The 18,313-nt window shown below is 63.9% G+C and carries 18 protein-coding genes; 9 read left to right on the forward strand and 9 right to left on the reverse strand.

Translation table 11 applies throughout. The features are described 5' to 3' along the window. Positions 1 to 696: 696 nt before the first annotated feature. The 6 genes from QMG25_RS03850 to QMG25_RS03875 all read right to left on the reverse strand — a co-directional run bounded on the left by QMG25_RS03850 (position 697) and on the right by QMG25_RS03875 (position 5,552). Positions 697 to 1,179, reverse strand: coding sequence for a transposase (locus QMG25_RS03850; RefSeq protein WP_283457454.1), 483 nt, complete (start codon positions 1,177 to 1,179; stop codon positions 697 to 699). Positions 1,180 to 1,264: 85 nt separating this feature from the next. Next, positions 1,265 to 1,465, reverse strand: coding sequence for a hypothetical protein (locus tag QMG25_RS03855; protein WP_283457455.1), 201 nt, complete (start codon positions 1,463 to 1,465; stop codon positions 1,265 to 1,267). A gap of 379 nt (positions 1,466 to 1,844) precedes the next feature. Continuing rightward, positions 1,845 to 2,156 (reverse strand): hypothetical protein, encoded by a 312-nt coding sequence (locus QMG25_RS03860; protein WP_283457456.1) that lies wholly within the window; start codon positions 2,154 to 2,156, stop codon positions 1,845 to 1,847. A gap of 178 nt (positions 2,157 to 2,334) precedes the next feature. Continuing rightward, the gene (locus QMG25_RS03865) at positions 2,335 to 3,438 is read right to left on the reverse strand and encodes a TIGR01906 family membrane protein (RefSeq protein ID WP_283457457.1); all 1,104 of its coding nucleotides are present in this window, start codon (positions 3,436 to 3,438) and stop codon (positions 2,335 to 2,337) included. A 133-nt stretch (positions 3,439 to 3,571) separates the two neighbouring features. Beyond that, a complete protein-coding gene (locus tag QMG25_RS03870) occupies positions 3,572 to 4,465 on the reverse strand; it encodes an SGNH/GDSL hydrolase family protein (protein WP_283457458.1) in 894 nt (297 codons plus the stop codon). Positions 4,466 to 4,559: 94 nt separating this feature from the next. Then, positions 4,560 to 5,552: a stage II sporulation protein M gene (locus QMG25_RS03875; RefSeq protein WP_283457459.1), complete on the reverse strand. Its 993-nt coding sequence runs from the start codon at positions 5,550 to 5,552 to the stop codon at positions 4,560 to 4,562. 113 nt (positions 5,553 to 5,665) lie between these two features. On the opposite strand from QMG25_RS03875, the gene QMG25_RS03880 reads away from it, so the two are divergent. The 9 genes from QMG25_RS03880 (at position 5,666) to QMG25_RS20425 (ending at position 14,264) form a co-directional block, all read left to right on the forward strand. Then, a complete protein-coding gene (locus QMG25_RS03880) occupies positions 5,666 to 6,469 on the forward strand; it encodes an RDD family protein (protein WP_283457460.1) in 804 nt (267 codons plus the stop codon). Between the two features lie 801 nt (positions 6,470 to 7,270). Further along, a complete protein-coding gene (locus QMG25_RS03885) occupies positions 7,271 to 7,795 on the forward strand; it encodes a DUF6398 domain-containing protein (RefSeq protein WP_283457461.1) in 525 nt (174 codons plus the stop codon). Next, entirely contained in the window at positions 7,788 to 9,539 is a 1,752-nt protein-coding gene (locus QMG25_RS03890; RefSeq protein ID WP_283457462.1) for a hypothetical protein, read from the forward strand. The genes QMG25_RS03885 and QMG25_RS03890 overlap by 8 nt, the downstream gene beginning before the upstream one ends. Before the next feature lie 338 nt (positions 9,540 to 9,877). Continuing rightward, on the forward strand, positions 9,878 to 10,210 hold the full coding sequence (locus QMG25_RS03895; protein ID WP_283457463.1) for a hypothetical protein: 333 nt from the start codon (positions 9,878 to 9,880) through the stop codon (positions 10,208 to 10,210). A 244-nt stretch (positions 10,211 to 10,454) separates the two neighbouring features. Next, complete coding sequence (locus QMG25_RS03900) at positions 10,455 to 11,462, forward strand: ABC transporter ATP-binding protein (protein ID WP_283457464.1); 1,008 nt, start codon at positions 10,455 to 10,457, stop codon at positions 11,460 to 11,462. After that, a complete protein-coding gene (locus QMG25_RS03905; protein WP_283457916.1) occupies positions 11,437 to 12,306 on the forward strand; it encodes an ABC transporter permease in 870 nt (289 codons plus the stop codon). The genes QMG25_RS03900 and QMG25_RS03905 overlap by 26 nt, the downstream gene beginning before the upstream one ends. Next, positions 12,303 to 12,716, forward strand: coding sequence for a hypothetical protein (locus tag QMG25_RS03910; RefSeq protein ID WP_283457465.1), 414 nt, complete (start codon positions 12,303 to 12,305; stop codon positions 12,714 to 12,716). Before QMG25_RS03905 ends, QMG25_RS03910 begins: the two co-directional genes overlap by 4 nt. A gap of 27 nt (positions 12,717 to 12,743) precedes the next feature. Next, positions 12,744 to 13,208: a histidine kinase gene (locus QMG25_RS03915; protein WP_283457466.1), complete on the forward strand. Its 465-nt coding sequence runs from the start codon at positions 12,744 to 12,746 to the stop codon at positions 13,206 to 13,208. Positions 13,209 to 13,214: 6 nt separating this feature from the next. After that, the gene (locus QMG25_RS20425; protein ID WP_349307106.1) at positions 13,215 to 14,264 is read left to right on the forward strand and encodes a response regulator; all 1,050 of its coding nucleotides are present in this window, start codon (positions 13,215 to 13,217) and stop codon (positions 14,262 to 14,264) included. 27 nt (positions 14,265 to 14,291) lie between these two features. Here QMG25_RS20425 and QMG25_RS03925 read toward each other — a convergent pair whose 3' ends face one another. The 3 genes from QMG25_RS03925 to ahcY form a co-directional block, all read right to left on the reverse strand. Then, positions 14,292 to 15,569, reverse strand: a complete 1,278-nt coding sequence (locus QMG25_RS03925) for a L,D-transpeptidase (protein ID WP_283457467.1) — start codon at positions 15,567 to 15,569, stop codon at positions 14,292 to 14,294. A gap of 186 nt (positions 15,570 to 15,755) precedes the next feature. Continuing rightward, positions 15,756 to 16,694 carry an MBL fold metallo-hydrolase gene (locus QMG25_RS03930; protein WP_283457468.1) on the reverse strand — a complete coding sequence of 313 codons (939 nt, stop codon included), beginning with the start codon at positions 16,692 to 16,694 and terminating at the stop codon, positions 15,756 to 15,758. 41 nt (positions 16,695 to 16,735) lie between these two features. Further along, positions 16,736 to 18,277 carry an adenosylhomocysteinase gene (ahcY, locus tag QMG25_RS03935; protein WP_283457469.1) on the reverse strand — a complete coding sequence of 514 codons (1,542 nt, stop codon included), beginning with the start codon at positions 18,275 to 18,277 and terminating at the stop codon, positions 16,736 to 16,738. Positions 18,278 to 18,313: the final 36 nt, after the last annotated feature.

Raw genomic sequence — 18,313 nt, forward strand, 5'->3', positions numbered from 1 at the left:
TACCCGCCCCGACGACAACGAGTAGCAGGGCCAACACCGATGAACGCAAGCAACTGCCCGACCCGGCCTGGGCTTTGGCCCGCAGACGCAGGAGTAGCAGTGCCGCCACAAACAGTGCGCTGCTGAGCATCCAAGCTCGGACAATGTACGATCCAATGGCAAATAATCCAGCTCGTCCAGGACGCTATAACGACTACGGCGCCGAGAAGCAGGCAGCAGACAACGGCCCAGTCCATGCGCATAATAATGGAGGGTTTGCGCTGCTCGAGGTTATTCATCAACGGAGTCTATCTGGGGTACCAAGAACGATTGTTAGAACGCCCATTGCCTGACCAGGGCCAGAATACGAGGGTTATCACGCACGTCTCTAGATGCGACACTAATGTCCCCGCAAAGGAACGTTCACCGGCACCGTGGGGAAGTTCGATCTGAATGCTGCCTTTGCGCGAGCGCGGCGGGCGACCACAGCGCGGGAGCGGAAATCGGTTCTCAGCACGTGGCCATGAAAGTAGCCCAGTTCTGACCCGGATCCGCGAGTAGTGGCTCTTTGAGGTCGACGTCCTTGGCGGGTCAAGTTTCGCGGATCTTGGCCCGGTGGGCATGGCAAGGTGCCCGTGTGTCGTGCCGGGTGGGCGGAGACTCCTACGGTGTCTCGGGTGGTCTTTCTCGTGGCGGGGGTACAGGTGAATTCGAGTGTCAACCTGGGGCGGACAGTCCCTGCAAGGTGGGCAGGACGGTAGCGAGCAGTTGTGGTCCCGGTGGCAGTCGGAGCTGGATTTCACCGGCGCGGCGGGCGATGCGGGCCGGGACGCGGATCAGTTCCCGCCGGAGCCGGGCCACGGTTCGTCTCCCACGCCCGTTCCCGTAGTCCATGCCGGTGATTTCCTGGAGCCAGTCTGAGATGGCGCAGCCGAGCAGGCCCGCCCACATCCACACACTGTTGACCCGGTGGCCAGCGGAGGTCAGGTGACGGAGGGCGGTTCCGTGTTTGGCGTTGCGGTTCAGCTCTTCGATGTCGGTGCGGTGGCGGTACCACCACTCCACCTCGGCGAGGCTTTCATCCGTGGAGACGTCAAGGTTGGTCAGGATGAACGAGTAGCCATAGACCTCATCGATCCGGCCCTCCAACGTGAGGGCGAGCTGGTTTTTGTCAATGGTGCGGCGTTTCCGGACCCGCACGGTCGGGATCCGCTCGACCGGGATCCGGGTCCGCCGGGCAATGCAGGTGATGTTCGCGTCCTTGGGCCAGGGACCGGGCAGGTAGTCAATGATTGCGAGTTCGGGGGGTGTCGTCCATGCCCACAGCCGCCACCCAGGTGTACCGGCCCAGTCCTTGGGCGGCAGCCATGACCTTCGCGGTGCGCTTGACCCCGATCGCGAAGTCGACCCCGCGCTTCGCACAGGCGGCGGCGAGTTCGGCGGCGAAGTAGCCGCCCATCCCAGCGGCACTGGATCTTCTCCACACCTTGGGGCAGTGCGGCAATCGAGCGGTCCAGGATATCCACGGCGTTGGTCCGGGGGTCTTCGGTCCCGCCCATCAACTCCGCCGCCACCGCCACCCCGGCCTCGGCCCAGAACCCGATATGGGAGCGCAGCGTCAGCGCCCCGGTGTACGCGTGTGTGGCCTTTTGCTTGGTCCGCCCGTACACTTCCACGTCGGTCGAGTCCCCATCGATCGTGGCGACCTCCAACAAGGAGTTCCGGCGCACCAGCGGCAGCAGGGAGACCCTGGCGGTGTTGATCGTCCCGATGCCCGTCCCGCTCCCGCGGAGCTGGTCGTCGCCGAAGCGTTTGGCAATCCCTGCCGCGGTCGTGGAGGCCGGGGTCGGCACCGGTTCCAGATCCTAGCCGGCCGCATCGGCCCGGCGCCGGTCCAAACCCACCAAAAAGTCTTCCCCGGCCAGCTGTGCCGAGGCCATTGAGACGAGCAGTTCGCCGCCGGTCAGGTCACGGTTGCGTTTCTTCACCGCCCCGATGCCCGCATCCAGAGCCGCCGTGACGCCCAGGACCCGGTCCACTTCCCGGAGCGCCTCGATCCCGGCCGCCGGCGTCAGCCGCGGATCCGGGGCACCGATACGCACCCGGCGTGCCCGGGCCCGCTTCCTCGCCCGCGTGTCCGACTTCTTGCCACGTTTCTTGCCATGTAAACTTGCCATCGAACAGGTGCCCCTTTTCTGCTGGAAATTATTGGTCTGCTAACCCCTATTTTCCCGCCAAAGACGGCACCTGTTCGCTTTAACATGCCCCAGTCAAAAAACACCAGTCAAAAAATTCTTACTCGCGGATCCGGCCCAGAAGGCGGCGATCAATTCCCGTGGAGACATGGATACGCTGCTACCCAGCTGCAGCGCGGCGACCCGGGTGCTTGGCCTTCGCAACAGCTTGGCGGCGGTCCTTGGTGGGCCAGGTGAAGGCCAACGTCAGGGAGGAGACCACCAGCACAAAGACGCCGATGAACAGGCCGGAGTCCGTCCAGAACTGGCTGGGGAACAGCCGGATCAAGGTGTCGTCCGTGTAGAACGTCCAGGTGCCGTCGGCGAAGAAGATCCTGTGGAACTCGGTGAAGAACGCCTCCCAACCCAGCACGGCCAGCACTCCCAGCCCAATGATCAAGGCCAGGGTGGCGATTGAACCGGCGAAGAGCCCCCGGCGGATCCCACCGTGGCTGCGTCGGCGCAAATACACCATGCCGATCACCATGACGATGGCCAGCACAAGACCGGTCAGGAAAGCCATGACGATCACTGCCTTGACATCGGCCATGTGGCCCACTTCCCGCTCAAGGAACAGCGGCTTGCCCAGCGTGTTGACAAGGCCGCCCAAGTAGCGTGCCGGAGCAAAATTCAGCAAGTAATCCACCGTGTACGAGCCGTAGGTGACCCTGTCTTCGGTGGTGAACCCGAAGGAGTCCGCAGGAAAGCCGGGACGATGGTACTCAACCCACAAAAACACCGAGGACGTCACGAGCCGGATCGACAGGACTAGCAAAACGATCGGATAAAACACGGCAATGAGCACCTGGAAGACGCGGGTCAGCACCGGTTTGGTGTTGGCCGCCCGCTCCATGGCGGCTTGGCGCCTGGCCACTTCCTCGGCCGACGGGCGGGCCGCGGGAGCCTCGACCAGCGCCTCCTCGACGGGAGCGCCGTCGTCTACGGGGCCTGCTTCGTCGGCCTCGCTGACACTTTTGGCCAGCGAGGCGGCGATTTCCTCGTCGCTGGGCAGCCGGGGCAGCCGACCGGCCGGGCGCATGGGCTCGTCGTCGGCAGCGGCATCCAGCTTGATCCTCGGGGCAGGATCGAGACTCTCCGGCTCCGCAACGGTTTGGGGCGCAGCAATGCCGTCAGCGGGGGCCTCGGCCCCGGCGCCAGCCTCCGAAGGGGACGGCGCCTGGGCAGCGCTGTTGGCTGAGTCCTGGGTTTTTGAATTCTCGCTCACAATTCGAAAGGATACCGGGCAGCTGCCGCGACCGGGCGCTGCCACCCCGAGTCGATGCCAAAATGTCACCGGATCCCGCCAGTTCCGTGGCACCGGAACGTCCCGCGGCACAGCGGGCCAGACGGGAAAAGCTTCAGGCGGGACCTCCTTCGGGCGGGACGGCATTGCCGAAGATCCGCTCCGGACGCTGTTCCTCAACGATCGGCGAAGACGAGGTGGGCGGCGTGGTGTCCCAAGGTGCCGGGACCGGGCGTTTGGCACCGAATCCGCCGTTCGCCGGTTCGTGCCGAATACTGCGCAAAACATAGGGCACAAGGTACTCGCGGGCCCATAGCAGGTCCTCCTCCCGGGCTTCACGCCAGCTCCTCTCCGGCAGCGGCTTGGGCAGGTTCGGGCGCAGCGTGTGGGGCACATTGAGCGTTTCAAGCACCATGGTGGCCACGGCGTGGTGGCCCATCGACGAGGGATGCAGCCTGTCGGGGCTCCACATCCGGGGGTCGTGCAGTTCAGTCATGGCCCACATGTCCGCAATCACGGCGTCATTCTGTTCGGCAATGCTGCGCAAATTTTCGTTGTACACGGCAATCTTCGTGCGAAATTGCCCCAGCACCGTGGAACGGCCCGAGTCCGGCCCCACAAAGATCACCACTGCCACACCCTGAAAGCGCAATATCTCCACCGCTCTTTCCAAGATTCCCGCCAGCTTGTCAGGGTCCGCACGCGGGTGCAAAAGATCGTTCCCCCCTGCCTGGATGGACACCAGATCCGGCTTCAGCGTGAGAGCCGGCCCCAACTGCGTCTCGACAACCTCGTGCAGCAGCTGTCCTCGGACGGCCAGATTCGCATAGGCGAAGCCGGGAACACCGACGCTCAGCTCCTCGGCAACACGGTCCGCCCAGCCGCGGTAGCCGCCCGGGTTCAGCGGCTCGGGATCATCCAGGCCTTCTGTGAAGGAATCTCCCATGGCGACAAAGCGGCGCCAGGGGTGCGGCGGCGGTTTCGGCAAATCCTGATGGTCTTGGCCCATCACCCCATACTGCTCCTTTGCCTGCTTCAGCGGGAGGGGCAGGCGGGAATACCCCAGCCACGGGCTGTCCCCCAAGCAGCTCCGAGCGGCAGTCTCAGGCCGAGCGGACGGAGGCTCCGGCGTCGTCCGCGCCCAGGTCCCCGCTCTCACCGGCCCGCACCGCCCGGCCGCCCAGCACCAGGGTGTAGGTCCAATACGCGGCGAGAACCAGCGCACCAATGCTGATCTTGGCCCAGGTGGGCAGCGGGCTGGGCGTCACGTACGCCTCGACCAGGCCGGAGACAAACAGGACCAACACCAGCCCGGCGGCAACTGTCATGAGGGATCGGCCCTCCTTGGCCAGGGAATTCAGCCGCGTCTGCGGACCCGGGCTCACCCACGCCCAAAAGATGCGCAGGCCGGCCGCTGCGGCAATGAAAATGGCTGTCAATTCCATCAGTCCGTGCGGGAGGATATAGCTGAAAAACACGTCGCCGCGGTCATAGGCGAACATGACCCCGGCCGTCATGCCCACCCCCTGGGCGTTGGAGAAGACGGCGTACGGCACGAACACGCCGGTGATCCCGAAAGCCACGCATTGGGCCGCAATCCAGGCGTTGTTGGTCCAGACGGCGCCGGCAAAGGAGGCGGCCGGGTTTTCCGAGTAATAGCCCACAAAGTCCTGCTCGACGAGCTGCTGCAGTTGCGCGTCGCTGCCCATCGCGGCCAGCACCCCCGGGTTCCCTGCAGTCCACGCCCCGAACAAGGTGGCAATGAGGACAAAGACGGCGCCCACAATGACCGTCAGCCACCGAATCCGGTAAAACGCGGCGGGCAGCGAAATCACAAAGAAGCGCGCCGTGTCAACGAAGAAGTTGGATTTGGCGCCCGTGAACCGGGTTCGCGCGTTGGCAAGGGTGGCCGAGAGCGACGCCGAGAGCTGGCTCTCCGCCGCCACCGAACGAATCAGCGACAGCTGTGCAGAGACGCTTTGGTAGAGCTCAAGGAGCTCGTCGGCCTCGGCCCCGTTCAGCCGCCGCTTCTTGGCAAGCACATCCAGCCGCGCCCATTGGGGGCCGTGCACTGTTGTAAAAGCGTCCATGTCCATCCGCCCCAGCATAGCGCCCGACGGCCCGGCAGCGTGCGGCGGCATCCGCCGTTTCGCGGACATGTTCGCTTTCGAAGGCCGGCTCTGCGCTGGGGCGTGGATAGACTGTTTTAATGTCCGCGATCATCACCGGTGAAGCCGTAGTCCTGGAGCTTCGCCCCGCCTCCTTCGCCGCCCGCTCCCTCGCCACGGCCATCGACGTCACGGCCACGCTGGTGGTGGGCCTTGGACTGTTCCTGCTCCTGGCCGCGGTGCCGTTTGTGGTGGATTTTGCCGCCGTCCGGGCCATCCTGGTGGTTGCGCTCGTGGCGCTGCTGGTCATTGTGCCCATCACCGTCGAGACCCTGAGCCGGGGGAAGTCGCTGGGAAAGTTGGCCATGGGCCTGCGGATTGTGCGGGACGACGGCGGATCCATCCGTTTTCGCCATGCCATGATCCGGGCCTTGCTGGCAGTGTTGGAGATTTACATGACGCTGGGTTCGGTGGCCTGCCTGGTGTCCTTGTTCAACGAGAAATCCAAGCGCCTGGGCGACATGCTCGCCGGCACCTACGCCATCCGGGACCGAGCCCCGAAAGTGAAGCCGCTGCAGGTGTCCGTGGCACCGCAACTGGCGCCTTGGGCTGCGTTGGCCGACATTGGCCGGCTGCCGGACCCGCTGGCCCGGCGCATCTCCTTGTTCCTGGGCCAGGGGGCCGCCATGGCCCCCGCTTCGCGCCATGCCCTCGGGCTGGAACTGGCCGGAGAAGCCAGCCAGTATGTTGCCCCGCTGCCTGCCCCCGGCACCGACGCGTCCGTGTTCCTGTCATCGTTGATGGCTGAACGGCGGGAGCGTGAATTCAAGCGCCTGACGGCGTCGGCGCAGCGGGCAGCCGCCGTGCGCAGCCAGCTTGAACGCCACGGCGTGGGCGGGCACTAGGCCAAGCTCCACCAGCTGGCTGTCATGGCCGCTGAAGATGCGTGCTCCCCCGGCCAACTCGCGCACCTTCACTGTGCTGTTCAGGTAGTCAGGCACACTGCCGGATGGTCCGTGGCCGGGCATGGCCGTCAGCTCCACGGTGCGGCGCCGAGGAGAAGATGCTGCGCCGCCCGAACCTGAGTCAAACAGCAGCACGCGCCGATGGCCGATCAGCAGATATTGATTGTTCCGCTGCGAGTTGACTCAGCTAAAGTGACGCAGTCTCAAGTTAGTTGATGTACTAGGTGGCTGGTGTTTTTCATCAAATGGTGTGTCGGTGTCTGGGCTTGCGTTTGGTTTTTGGGGAAATTTAGATGGATGGATTCCTAAGAATTCTGGATTGATTGATGACGTTGGCTCTGGCGCCTACCCAGGGTGATTCGCTGTGAGGCACGGCTGAGTATTGTCATGGGCTGGTGCCTGAGAGCCCGATTTATGCGGTGCATCGGGAGTGCCGTATCGACCCCGAGGTGCCCGCTGCGGACCCCAATACCAGGCAAAAGCCAACAGCCTCACCCCCTCCTCAAATCGTCCCTCTTCAGCAACGGCACCACACAAAAGGCCCTTCGGCACCAGCCACCTAGTGACTCATCCAGACGGAGATTCCATTGGAGCTTTGGACCAATAGACCCATTGACCTGTGGCAGCTGGCACCATGGAGCAGCTTGACGAGGATTCCTGAATCTCAGGGGCATCACGTGTAACGTTTGGTTGCAGGCCACAATGACGATGTGGCGAGAACCCGCTCGATCAGGAGGCCCTGTGGAACCGTTGGATGATCCGAAGATGCCGCACAGCGTGCGCCCCTATGCGTCGGAGATCATGGCCATCACCGACAAAGTTTGTCTGGAACACCTGGATACGGAGTATGCCCAACTGTGCCGTCGGGTCATCGGGAAGTTGGCTCGCAAACGTCCTACCCCTCTGATTCGCGGCGACGTTCGCATTTGGGCGGGCGGCGTGCTCTATGCGGTCGGCCAGCTTAACTTTCTGTTTGACCCTGCTGAGGCAATGCACTTGAGCGCCGACCAACTTAGTGACTTGCTCGGAGTCAAGAAAACCACGATGGCCAACAAGGCCAAGTTGCTCCGTGATCTGATCAAGCTCGACCGATTTGATCTCGAATTCACCAGCAAAAAGATACAAGAAAGCAATCCACTCACTTGGATGGTCCTCATCGATGGAATGCCCGTGGATGTACGCCGGCTTCCAGTGGAAATACAACGTCGCATCTTCGAAGATGGACTCATCCCCTATGTTCCAGGCGAGGATGCCAACCATGACTGAAAACCCGGCCACCCTTCACAAATTCCTCACCGACCTGCATCGCCAGCTGGAACAGATGTCACCCGAAGTGATCCGTCAAGCGCTGTTCAACCATGCGGAACGGTTGGCAGCGTCCGAGCGTGGATCTTTCCTAAACAGCTTCTCCGTCGGTCAGCCCAGCGAACCGGACATCGTGAACGAAATGGCCGACAATCAGCAGCCTGTCCCGGACCTGTCCTGGCCGATTGAACACGACCAGTTACTTGAAGAGATTGACGATTTCGTCGAGCGTGTCGAAAGCGGCGCCTACTTCCAGGGGTTTGGGTGGGATGGAGAGATCCATGACGAACGTTCCTTCGGTGACGAATCATGGGTGGACGAAATGGAGGACTACTTCGCCGCCGCGAATGATACGTTCCACTCCGGACGGCTCGGTCTAGCCAGAGCCATCTACGGCAAGCTCTTCGATGCGCTGGAACTCGATGAAGAGGTAGGAACCTTCTGCGGCTCCGAACCAGCATTGTCGATGATAGGCGTCGAATTGGACGAAGCCATGAGCCGATACCTTCGCACCGTCTACGAAACCACGGCGCTTCCAGAGCGCGCGAGTGAGTTAATCACCGCGTGGCTCAGCCTCCCCACACCCTACGCTGCGCCAACCCTGGGGGCGGTCCGCGAATGCAGGCTGCCAGAACTGCCCGAGTTCGAACAGTTCCTCTCCTCATGGATCGATGAACTGCGGGCCTTGGAACGCCACGACCGACCAGCACATAATTTGTTGGTCGAAGCAATCCAGCTGGGTGAAGGAATTGACGGGCTGGGCACACTGGCACGCCAAACTGGATCTGCCCAGGGATCCTTCTATCTTGACTGGGTACAAGCATTGCGCGCCGCCGGGCGAATCACCGAGGCCGCGGATGCCGCCCGTGAAGCGCTGGCCACCGCTGGAGCAACTGCTGTGGTTCGGGCTGAAACGGCCGGGGAACTGGCCGAGCTCAGCGCCGGTGACCCAACCGTAGTCCTTGAAGCACGGCGTCTGGCTTGGCGTGCCCGGCCGAACCTTGCACGGCTGTTGGCCCTCCATTATGCGGCGGCTCAGACAACTGGTCCCACCCAGGTCATGGCCGAAGAACTTGCTGCCTTCGAATCCCGAGAACAGCGTTCAGGCCTGGGGCAGTCGCTCTACACGTCCCTCATGCTCCTGGCCGGAGAAGTCGAGCAGGCCACGCATCTATTGGCGCAGCCACCGGAACACCATCTGGACGAACTGTCCAGTACCATTTTGGTACCGTATCTGCTCATCTCCGGTTGCGGTGGACTGACCCATCCCGAGTCTTCCAAGACTGGGTTGATTGAATACTTGAACACCGTCGGTGGGCATTCCTGGCCATTCTCCAGCGAACCGCACGACGCTGTGGTTCGCAGTGATGGGGGAATACCAACATTGGCTCAATTATTGAGCACGCAAATTTCCTCCGAAACCGCCACCTCCGCAGCATTGAGCTTCAGGCTGGATGTTGCCCTCAAGCAGATGGGGCGCCAGGTCGATGACATCGTCTCAAACAAACAACGGGGCCGCTATGCGAAAGCCGCCGAATGGTTGCTCCACGGAGCAGAGGCGCTGGCACTGGCCCGCGGCGGTGCCTCCGGCCGCGCATGGTTGCAGGATTGGAGCACCAGGTACCCGCGGCACGTCGCTTTCCGCAGAGAATTGGATCGGGTTATGCAGCGAACACCACTCGCGGTCACCAGTTTCGATGCATGAAGGATCGCGCGTGCACCGACTCCCCACGGGACCACGGGGAACTTGGTCCCTTTTCGACTGAAACCACCAACTGACTCGCTGGTCAGCTGACTCACAGGTACGTCGGAAGCGCCTGCTCAGCCCGAAAAAGCAAGTGGAACTCCCTGCCTACGGGAAGTTCAGCCGGCCTTCCCATGGGCAAGCCCTCCTAAAGACTTGGAAGTCCCAACTTCGTTGGGAGAGGGCGGCCGATGCGTAAGCTGGCTGACCCACCGTCCACGATTTGCGGACAACCTCAACTGGCATTGCCCGAGTTTTTCCAAGATCACGCCGGCAGCAACATGGTTTGCCAAGGATCTTTGTCAAGGATCAGTGAGCAGCAGGACTATGTGCACCCGAAGGGTCAAGTACCAAATACGATTCAGAGTCGGGTGCTGCCCGGTGTCCTCGCCAAGCTCACCCACCTTCAGCTCGAGCGGGTCACCACTGGGTATACGGATCTGCGAGTGGTAAGGCTGGAAGCTCGGATGAGCAGGCCCGCCTGTGGCACGGCCATGCCGCCATTTGCCTTCGTCATCGTGGAGGACCACCTCGATCCGGTCACCGACCAGTCGCCTGTCAATGACTTGCCTTGGCAGCACCGCAGATACAACTACCAGCAGCGCGACAATGACCAGCAGTGCGAACCCTGACTGACCTTGACTGTCCTGATCGAAAAATATTGGCAGAGGAAGGACTGTTCCCGCAGGGGGAGCGATTGCGGGACCTGTGCAGCCTCGTTTTCGGTAGCAAGGTTGGTCGCGGGGTTGGAGTACTTCACCGTTGGTCCGGAACAGGCTGCTCCAGTTGCGCCGGCCCGCGAAATACCCCGGCTGCGGTACCCGGATACAGCCCCCGGACGACGATTGGAAGCGCAGCACGGTCGATACTCAAATTATGAAGACAACAACCGCTGGATCGCCTCAGTGCGAGATGGCTGTCAGCATGCAGGCGGCCGCCAAGAGCTATGCACGGCACCCTTCCGTGCACCCACTGGACCTTGAGGTCCGCTGCGGTGAAACCGTCGCGCTGCCGGGACCCAACGGGGCCGGAAAGTCGACGGCCATCGGCATGATGCTGGGTCTTGTCCTCCCGGATACCGGAAGGGTCAGAGTGGCAGGCCACACACCCCGCGCAGCCGTGGCCGGAGGACGGATTGCAGCAATGCTGCAGGATTCCGGCATGATGCCCGGCGTGCGGGTTGCCGAACTCGTGCGGTTCGGAGAGCGGCTCTACCCGAACCCGCTGCCCTGCGCGGAGGCACTGGAAGTCGCCGGACTCACCTCCGAACGCAGCAGACGCGTGGACAAACTCTCAGGCGGCCAGTCGCAACGGCTCCGATTCGCACTGGCCGTCGTGGCGAATCCCGAGATCCTGATCCTCGACGAACCCACCCGGGCCATGGACGTCCGCGGCCGTGCCGAGTTCTGGGAGACCATGCGCGCCTTCGCCGCCAAGAGCCGCACGCTGCTTTTCGCCAGCCACTACCTCGACGAAGTGGACAACAACGCTGAACGCGTGGTCTTGCTGGCCTCCGGCCGTGTCATCGCAGACGACACGCCTGCCCGAATTCGGACGCAAACCGGCGTCAGCGTTGTCCAGGTGTTTCTGACGGGCAGCACCGACTGGATCGGCAGGTTCGACGGCGTGTCCGACGTCCAGGTGCGCGGGGACCGCGTGAGAATCAAGACCACGGCCCCGGATGCGTTGGTCGCTGCGGTCGTTGGCGGCTTGCAGGACTGGCACGGCATCAACGTCAGCCCGCCGAGCCTTGACGAATCCTTCCTTGCCCTGACCGGCAGTGCCGCCACCGTCAGCGCCGCCACCGCGCATTCCGCGGCGGAGAACACGGGCACCCACACCACAATTTCCAGTCGTGATGACCACCTATTTTCTTCGTCTTGAAATAGTTCGGATGCTGCGCGATCCGAAATACCTGGCACTCGCGGTCGGCGCGCCGATCGGCTTCTACCTGTTGTTCGCCACCCTGTTCGGCACCCTGTTCGGCGGCGGGCACACTGCACCGGGCCAGCTTCCGGGCACGGTGGAGATTATGGTGGAGATCATGGTGGCCATGGCCGCCTACGGCGCCATCTGGGCCGTGATTTCAACAACGGGACCGCGCATTGCCGAAGAACGGCAGATCGGCTGGCTCGAGCAAGTGCGCGCCATGCCGCTGTCGGCCGCTTCGGCGCTCGGTTCCAAGGTCGTGGCGAGCGTCGCCACGGCGCTTCCCGCGGTCATTCTGGTTTGTGTGACGGCCGCCGTCGTGAAAGGCGTGCAGCTTTCAATGGGCCAGTGGGTGGCCTTGGTGGTGGCCATCTGGCTTGGAAGCATCCCGTTCGCGGCACTCGGGATCGCACTCGGCTTTGCCGTGGGTGCCGACTTCGCGTATCCGCTCAGTTACGGGCTCAACATGGCGATGTCGGCGCTCGGCGGGCTATGGGTCCCGCCGTCCGTTCTTCCCGCGGCCACCATGCTGAACGTTGCGTATTGGCTGCCCACCTACCATCTGGCCAAGCTGGGGTGGGCCATCGCTGCGGGCGAGCTGCCGGACGTGGCCAGCGTGCTCAACCTGCTCGGGTGGACGGCCGGGTTGGCCGTGCTGGTGCTCATCGCGTACCTGCGCCCGGCCCGGAGGATGGGAGCACGCGCTGCGACCGGCCCAGCGACGGATCCAGGCCTGGCCACGGATCCAAGTTTGGCACCGGATCCAAGCGCCGCGGGCACGGATAGACTTGCCACATGAACATCGCGGCCCGAAAGGTACGCACACCGAATCGCGTGGCGCAGCTGCGAGCCGATCTTGGACTCGTCGCGGCGATGGCTCTCGTGGTCTCGGCCGGAGTCGCCTTCGAGGTCGCCGGAGCAACCCCGCCCGTCCCGTGGCCACCGGGAGCCTACTTGCTCGGTGTTGGGGCGTCCTCCGTTCTCCTGATCCGACGCACGCGACCCGTTGAAGGCGGAATCACCATCGTGGTGCTCGTTGTGGTCTACCACTTCCTCGGTTACCCCGGTGCGGCGCTGGCGCTGTTCGCGGCCTTGTACTTCATCGCGGCCACGGACCTGGCGATGGGCAGGTTCCTGACCGGGATCGCCTTGATTCTCGCGTGGCAGGTCACTACTTCCCTGCCTCCGGCCTCGGTGCACTGGTATTAGTTTGCCATCCTGGGCCCGGGGGTGGGAATGCTCGCCGCCGTCGTGCTGGGGGCGGTCGCAGGCCAGGCACGCCGGGGAAATGTGCGTGCGCTTGAAGCCGAGCGGGTGCGGTTGCGCGAACGCTTGGCTGAGGAACGGCTGGGCACGGCACGCGAATTGCACGATGCCCTAGCACATACTGTTTCTGCCATCTCGGTCCAGAGCGGTGTTGCCCTTGACGCGTTCGACGGCGCCCCTGAGCAGGCGCGTGCAGCGATCGCGCAGGTGCGCACGCTGGCCCGGCGGGTGCTTCCGGAACCGCGGCGCACCCTTGCGCTGCTTCGCGACGAGGACCATCCCGGCCAGCCGCTGGCGCCGCAGCCGGGGTTGGCAAAGATCGGGGATCTTGTTGAGCATGCCCGCCGTCTGGGCCGGCACGTGGGAACCGAACTGGTGGTGCCCGAATCCGGCATGACGGCGTTTATCGAGCTGACCACCTACCGTGTGGTGTAGGAGGCGTTGACGAATGTCATCCTTCATGCGCAAGCACGCCATGCTGCGCTCGTGGTGCGAGCCGACGGCGACCGGCTGTGCATCAGCGTTGCCGACGATGGGCGGGGCGAACCGCCAACACCCGGACGGCAGGACGGAAGGCCGGACGGCAGGACGGAAGGCCGGCGCGGCAGGACGGAAGGCCGGCGCGGCAGGACGGAAGGCCGGCGCGGCAGGACGGAAGGCCGGCGCGGCAGGACGGAAGGCCGGCGCGGCAGGACGGAAGGCCGGCGCCTTGGCCTTCTCGGCATGCATGAGCGGGTCGAGGCGGTCGGTGGCACGGTCACCGCGGGAGGCACGGAGCGGTGGCGGGTTCCTTGTCACCGCCACGATTCCGTTGGCGGCACCATGACGATCCGCGTTGTTCTCGCCGACGACCAGCCCCTCATCCTCGAGGGTTTCCGTGCGATTCTCGAACGTGACGGCGGCATCGCTGTTGTCGGTGCGGCAGCCAACGGCAAAACCGCCGTCGAACTCGTGCAAAGGCTGCGGCCCGACGTCGTGATCATGGACATCCGGATGCCGGAACTCGACTGGATCTCAGCAACCTGGATGCTCACCGCACGCCCGGAGCTTGCCGGGACGAAGGTGCTTGTCGTCACGGCCTACGAACTCGATTCTGCCGTATATGAGGCCCTTCGCGCCGGGGCCAGCGGCTTTTTGCTCAAAGACATGGAGCCTGCGGAACTGCGACGGGCGGTCCATGTTGTCGCCGCCGGCGAGGCTCTGCTGGCACCGCGCGTCACGCGGCGGCTCATCAACCAATTCGTGTCCCGCCCGCATCCGGATGTCCAGCACACAAAAAAGCTGGCTTTGTTGACCGCACGCGAAAAAGAGATCGTTGCGCTGGTCGGGGCGGGTCTGAGCAACGCAGATATCGCCAACGGGCTGTTCCTCAGTCCAGCCACTGCGAAAACGCATGTCACCAGGGCGATGGTCAAGACCGGCGCGCACGACCGCGCACAACTGGTGGTCTTCGCCTACAGCACAGGGCTGGCGGGCACTCCCCAGACCTAAACAGGAAGGACACAGCCGGGAAGCGTTCTAGCGCGAGGCGTACTGCTCGAAGGGGATGTTCCAGTCGCCGAATCCGTCGGTGGGAGCGATCGTCTCGTTGGGCGTGCCCACGGTGTGGACAATGTCGCCCGGGCGCATGTTCTCAAACACCCAGCCGGCTCCCTCCGCAGACAGGCCGATGCAGCCGTGCGAAAGATTCGTTGTACCCAGGTACGGCATGGCGGATTTGGTGGCCTGGTGGATGAAGATGCCGCTGTTGGAAAGACGGGTGGCGTATTCCACGTCAACGGAACCGTAGTCGCCCGGGTCGCCGGGCTTCAGCCCAATGCTTGAGGCCTTGAACGTGGCGTAGCGCTGCTTGTCCGCCGTGAGCACCATATAGCCGGACGCCGACGGGAACGCCTCATCGCCCATGGTTGCCGGGAAGGTGCGAGCCACCTGGTCGTTGACAAGGATACTCACGCTCAGGGCGGCCGCATCAGCCTCCATGACAACTTTGTCGCCGATGTTGACGTTGTAGCTCTTGTTGAAGTTGCCGATCATGCCGTTGCCAATGTCCATGCCGAAGAGCTTCATGTCCACGTTGACCACTGAGTTGGCCGGCCAGTAATCAGCGGTGCGGTAGCGCACCTTGGTGTCCGAGTACCAGCGGAAGGCACCCGGCTGGCCGGTGCTGCTGGTGATCGTGATGGCCTTTTCCACGGCTTCCTTGTTCGCGACCGGTTCGCTGAAATTGAACTCCAGCGGCTGGGCCACACCCACGGTGGCGTCGGCACCCGGGTACATGGCGGCGTCGGCCTCGTGCGATGCCGGAACTGTCGTGAAGGTGCTGGCCTTGTGCTGCTGGGCCCCCACCGAGTCGACGGCGGTGACGTCAAGGGTGTATGCCGTATCAAATTTCAGTGGCGTCGTCGCCGTCCACGTGCCGCCGTCGTCGGAGAGCTTTCCGTCGCTGACGGCACCGGTGGCTGTTTCCTTCAAGACCACATTGGACATCTTGCCGTGCTCCACCGTGGCAACAACCGGCTTGGTCGGGTTCACAAAGGTCGTGCCGGTGGCCGGATTCAGGGTCAGCACGGCCGGCACCTCCGCAACGGGAGGGGCGGGGGTCGTCTCCGGAGCGCTCGGCCCGGCACTGTCCGAACTCGACGGCGAGTCCTGCCCTGCCGCGGTGGAGGTCCCGGGCAGCCACGAATTGGCCACCGCAACACCTACTCCGCCGCCGGCAACAACCAGTGCGATGAGAGTGATCAACGCAATTTTCCAGCCGCGGCGGGGCTTCTGCGTCTCGTTCAACTCAGCCATGCAAACTCCCCATTCAGTGGACCCGTGCAACAATCCTCAACAGTGGCGCCTGGTGCGCCAACCAACTATTTTACGGCATGTTTATCCAACGTATGGTGTTTTGCTGTGCGTGGGCAATGAACGAGACCGGACTGTTGCACAGGGTTGCAATTCGATGCCGCCCCTGTCCCGCACTGTCCTGCGCTGTTACAGGTCCGGGCTCCCGCCGTTGCGCAGATAGTCCAGCTGCGCTTCGACATTCAATTCCGCGGCGGCCCGGAGATTCGCCGGCACCTCCGGGTAGACCCGTTCCGCCACGGCCTGCACCGACGGGATTGTGCCGCTTTCCGTCTTCAGGCGTTCGACGGCGGAGCGCACCTGGGCGATCCGTTCCCCCCTGTGCTCGGCATAGGCTTCGGCCGCCTTGGCCAGGTCTGCCAGCACCGGCCCGTGCCCGGGCAGTGCGGGAACGGGGTTGCCGGCGGTGCCGTGTTCAAGTCCCCGGCTGCGCAAGGCTGCCAACGACCCAAGGTAGTCCCCCAGCCGCCCGTCGGGGTAGCAAATGACAGTGCTGCCGCTGCCAAGGATCGTATCCCCCGTCAGCACAAAGTGCCCGGCCAGCTGCGCCTGCGGGACCAGCGGGACCAGCGGGACCAGCGGGACCAGCGGGACCAGCGGGACCAGCGGGACCAGCGGGACCAGCGGGACCAGCGGGACCAGCGGGACCAGCGGGACCAGCGGGGCAACGGCGAAACACACGGAGTCGCTGGTGTGCCCCGGCGTGGCCAGGACAGTGATGGCGAGCCCGGCAGAGTGGATGGTTTCGCCGTCGGACAGGGACTCGCCGGCATGGCAAAAAGCAGCCAGGGCCGCACGGACAGGAGCCCCGGTGAGCTGGTGCAGGGAGGCACTGCCGTCGGTGTGGTCGCCGTGGTGGTGGGTGATGAGAATCAATTCCACGGCACCGGCAGCCGCCAATTCAGCCAGATGCGGCTCCAGCGCAGGGCCGGGGTCCACCACCACCACGCCGGGCGCGCCGGGGGCTGCCAGAACATACGAGTTCGTTCCGTCAAGGGTCATGGGCCCGGGGTTTTCAGCCCGCCGCCTGCGCACGCAATCCCCAATGCGCTCCCAACGCTCGTTCATGCGTTTCCTCCCCCGGCTTCGCCGGCCGTTAATAGCGGTGGTTAATAGCGGTAGTAGGCGGGCTTGTACGGACCGGCAGGATCAAGGTCCAAGTAGGCCGCCTGGTGGTCGGTGAGCACCGTCAGCTCAACACCGAGGGCGTCCAGGTGCAGACGGGCCACCTTCTCATCCAGAATCTTCGGCAGCACGTACACGTCCTTGGCGTATTCGGGCTGCGTCTGGTCCTTCTTTGTGAAGATTTCAAGCTGCGCGATGACCTGGTTGGTGAAGGAGTTGCTCATGACGAAGGAGGGGTGGCCCGTGGCGTTGCCCAAGTTCAGCAGGCGGCCCTCGGACAGGACGATGATGGAGCGTTCGGCGCCCGTCCCGGCGTCGAACACCCACTCATGAACTTGCGCCTTGATCTCCACCTTCGCCACGCCGTCGACCCTTGCCAGGCCGGCCATGTCGATTTCATTGTCAAAGTGCCCAATGTTGCCCACGATGGCCTTGTTCTTCATCGTGAGCATGTCCGCTGCCATGATGATGTCCCTGCCGCCAGTGGCGGTGATGAAGATGTCGCCCTGCTCGAGGACGGAATCCAACCTGGCCACCTGGTAGCCGTCCATGGCGGCCTGCAGGGCGCAGATGGGGTCGATCTCGGTGATGATGACGCGGGCGCCTTGGCCGCGCAGTGCCTCGGCCGAGCCCTTGCCCACGTCGCCGTAACCGCAGACGACGGCGACCTTCCCGCCGATGAGCACGTCGGTGGCGCGCATGATGCCGTCGGGGAGGGAGTGGCGGATGCCGTACTTGTTGTCGAACTTGGACTTGGTCACGGAGTCGTTGACGTTGATGGCGGGGAATAGCAGTTTGCCTTCGGCTGCCAGCTGGTACAGCCGGTGCACCCCGGTGGTGGTTTCCTCGGTGACACCGTGAATGCCCGCGGCAATGCGCGTCCACTTGTGCGGGTCTGCGGCGAGGGAGTCGCGCAGGAGCTGCAGGAAGACGGCGCCTTCCTCGGATTCGTCCTCCGCGGTGGCCGGGACTGCGCCGGCGCCTTCATAGGCGACGCCCTTATGAATAAGCATGGTGGCGTCGCCGCCGTCGTCAAGGATCATGTTGGGTCCCCGACTCGAAGCCCCCTGGGAGGGCCCGGTGGAAAGTCCCCGGGAAGGCCCGTCGGGGTCCATATCGGCGCCGGGCCAGCTGAGAATCTGCTGGGTCGTCCACCAGTACTCTTCCAGGGTTTCGCCCTTCCAGGCGAAGACGGGCACGCCGGCGGGGTGCTCTGGTGTGCCACTCCCCACCACAATGGCTGCGGCAGCTTCATCCTGGGTGGAGAAAATATTGCAGGAAGCCCAGCGAACTTCTGCACCGAGCGCCGTCAGGGTTTCTATCAGGACGGCCGTCTGGACCGTCATGTGGAGCGAGCCGGCGATGCGGGCGCCCCGCAGCGGCTGGGTGGCAGCGTATTCGGCGCGCAAGCTCATCAGGCCCGGCATCTCAAATTCAGCTAGGCGGATCTGGTGGCGGCCGGCGGCGGCCAGGGAGATGTCGGCAACTTTGTAGTCGGACGGGGACAGGGTCGCTGATGCACTCATGGGGAATGTCCTTGGATGTCGGGGCTGAAACCGGGT

The sequence above is a fragment of the Arthrobacter sp. H35-D1 genome (genome assembly GCF_030063185.1).
In the GTDB taxonomy this organism is placed as follows: domain Bacteria; phylum Actinomycetota; class Actinomycetes; order Actinomycetales; family Micrococcaceae; genus Specibacter.